Here is a 2,909-nt window from a genome sequence, read left to right on the forward strand (position 1 = left end):
GTCAAGGACATCATCCGAAATTTGGAGCACAACGTGGGCGACCTGATGGGCTACATCATGACGGACGGCCCCGGGGGCTGACAGACGAACCGCGGTGCTTTCGCCGGCGTCCGCGAGGGAAAACGGAAGGGCACCGTTAACGGGTCACCCTCCAGCTGCCGAGGAGACTGCATCGTCCCGGCTCAAGCAAATATTTTGATAGAGCTGAGACTCGCTTCGCTCTGCAACATAAAACGCTGGACAATGTCGCTGCTGGGTCATTCGCGCGGATTTTGATCGGCGGCGTCAGGTCGGCTTATCCCCCCAATAGCTGCCCTGACAACGGACATCGAGAACCGACGCTCGGTGCCAAGAACCGCCGTGAGCAGGTGCAGCAGCCGACATTATCTCAACGCCAGCCCTCCTAGAGCATTGAGAGCGCCGAGCAGGGATTGACATCGCGCCCGCAATTAGAGAACGATCCTCCGGCTGCCGTGTTGACCGGTAGAAAGGTTGGCGAACGGAGTCGCGCATTGGCCGGGCGACGCTCGCCGACACGTGCTTTTTCGTTGAGGCAAACAACGGCCCTTCGGACCGGAGCCGAACAGGCCGAAAGTTACTTCCGTCTCTCAAAAGTCGTGACGTGTTTTCGTCGGCCCCTGCGCCAGGGGCCTCAAAGCCTTTCTCGAACCAAGTGCCATCGTCGCCATGACGACAGAGCCGCAGCTAGAGGCCGTCTCCGATCGCGTCAGGCGGGAAAACCAGCCGCGCTCTCGCGCAAAGAGAATTTCTTGGCTACGCCATTCCGGCAGCCAAAAATAATTTCTGAATCTTGGGAATAACGCGATGGCTCCCTGAATCCCTTCTCTACTATCCGTTTGGCTTATCCCGGGCTGGGGCCAGATGCGGCCGCATGGCGGCGGCCTGCAATCCCGGCAGCGGAACGACCTATTCGTCGTCTGATCGAAAGGTTTTCCTCCGCCGCCGTTGCACTGTGATCTGCGGCACAGACCTAGAGCCTGCAGTTTTCTACAACGATCGCGACACGCAAAAAATGTTTAGGGGGCTAGCGATGTCATTAATTCGTGCCTAGGCGCAGTGCGCCACAAGCCGTTCCAAATCGTCAGTCGTCGAATTGCAGGGGGTAGACAATGTCGGCCCAGTACGTCGGCTCGATTCTGGCAGACCACATCACTTTAATTATAACGCTGCTGACTATCTTTGCCGGCTCGTTGGCTGCCGGCCTCGCCGGCTTCGCCTTTTCGGCCATCACCGGCGCAGTCTTGTTTCACTTATTGGCGCCGGTTGAAGCCGTGCCGCTGCTCTTGGCATGCAGCATCACAACCCAGCTCTTTAGCATTTCAAAGCTGTGGCACACGATGCAATGGCGCCAATGCCTACCCTATCTGGTTGGTGGGTTCGCCGGCATACCCATTGGAGCCGAGCTGCTGAAAGCCTTTGACGCGCGCATCTTTGCGGCAGGCTTCGGATTATTCTTGATTTGTTACAGCCTCTATATGCTGCTGCGTCCCAATTTCGTCGCACGTGGCCGCGGCCGTTTCGCCGAAATCGCTGCTGGCTTTGCCGGAGGCATCACCGGCGGTGCTACGGCTTTTCCCGGAGCCATTCCTGCCGTCTGGTGTAGCGTGCGAGGCTTCACCAAACTCGAACAGCGAGGAATCGTACAACCCTTCATTCTGCTTATGCAGATCGCGACGTTGGCCTATTATTCCAGATTGGGCATTCTCGTCTCCGCCACCCTGACAACCTACTTGTGGTGCGCGCCCGCTGTCATCCTAGGCACATGGCTAGGGCTGCAATTTTTTGATCGCATTGACGACAAGCGATTTCGACAGGTCGTCCTATTCTTTCTCCTGATTTCCGGCGCAATTCTCATTGTTTGATGAGGCAAGAGCTGACCTGTGCCATGAGGAAAATACTTATTCGCGCTGCCATATGTTTGCTGTTGCCGACAGTTGCGCTGGCACATGATGATGGCCGCTTCGCGGGTTCGCCGCTAAAGGCATGGTTTGAGAGCTTGGCTACGAAAGCAGGTGGCTTATGCTGTGCTCTGGCTGATGGCATCGTCGACGTGACTTGGGGAACGACCGCTGACGGCCATTATCGCGTGCATGTCTGGGGACAATGGGTCGTTGTGCCCGACGAAGCTGTAGTCCACGGGCCCAATCGGCTGGGCCGAGCGGTCGTGTGGCCGTACATCGATGACGTCGCGGGTGGGTCGCTCGTTCAGATCAAATGCTTTCTGCCGGGGGAGGAAAGTTGAAAGATCTTCCCTTCGACGAATGCGTCTATTGTTGCTGGCGCAAGGCTCCATGCTTTGGGGCGTCGTTGCGCCAACCTGGGGGGATGATTGCCCTCCTGGCATGAGACATAAGTGCACCCATAACAGTGACGGGAGTCACTGCGAATGCGTTCCGCGGGACTGAGAGACTTGGCATACGTCGCGCGGAGGCAAGGTCATGTGATGTCTGCTTACCGATAAAGCTGATGTCAAAGCGGGCATTCAATTTGTCGCTGATGTGCCAATCACTGCCGTGAGCAGGCGCAGCAAATTGGACCGCGTCCCAGCTCACGCGACCGCGACGCTGCCATCGTTGCGCCGGTAGTTACCGGTGACCAGCGGGGCACTCTGGCTCGGCAGTGGCGCGCGCAGTTAAGGTCGCCCGCTCGTAGTAGGTTGGACAGTATTCCTGGCAAACGCTCCCGAAGCTGGCTCACCGGGCAATATCCGGCGCATTACGCCATCGCGCTCGCTCTGGATTCCGAGCCGGCACATTGGTGTGTCTCGGACGTGTGCTCGCTCCGAGATTTCAGCCGTGCACTTTATCCGTTGGCTGGGCGGCGCCGAGCGCCGCGCCGGATTTCTTTTTGCACAATTCGCCGGCGGCGCTGGCCGCTGGCCGAGCTAC

At 58.2% G+C, this 2,909-nt stretch carries 1 protein-coding gene; it reads left to right on the forward strand.

Annotated features, from left to right (window positions below; translation table 11 throughout):
• The first annotated feature begins 1,130 nt into the window (after nt 1-1,130).
• Nucleotides 1,131-1,883: a sulfite exporter TauE/SafE family protein gene (locus tag WB528_RS00695; protein ID WP_423886514.1), complete on the forward strand. Its 753-nt coding sequence runs from the start codon at nt 1,131-1,133 to the stop codon at nt 1,881-1,883.
• Nucleotides 1,884-2,909: the final 1,026 nt, after the last annotated feature.

The organism is Bradyrhizobium sp., assembly GCF_049586575.1.
GTDB lineage: Bacteria > Pseudomonadota > Alphaproteobacteria > Rhizobiales > Xanthobacteraceae > Bradyrhizobium.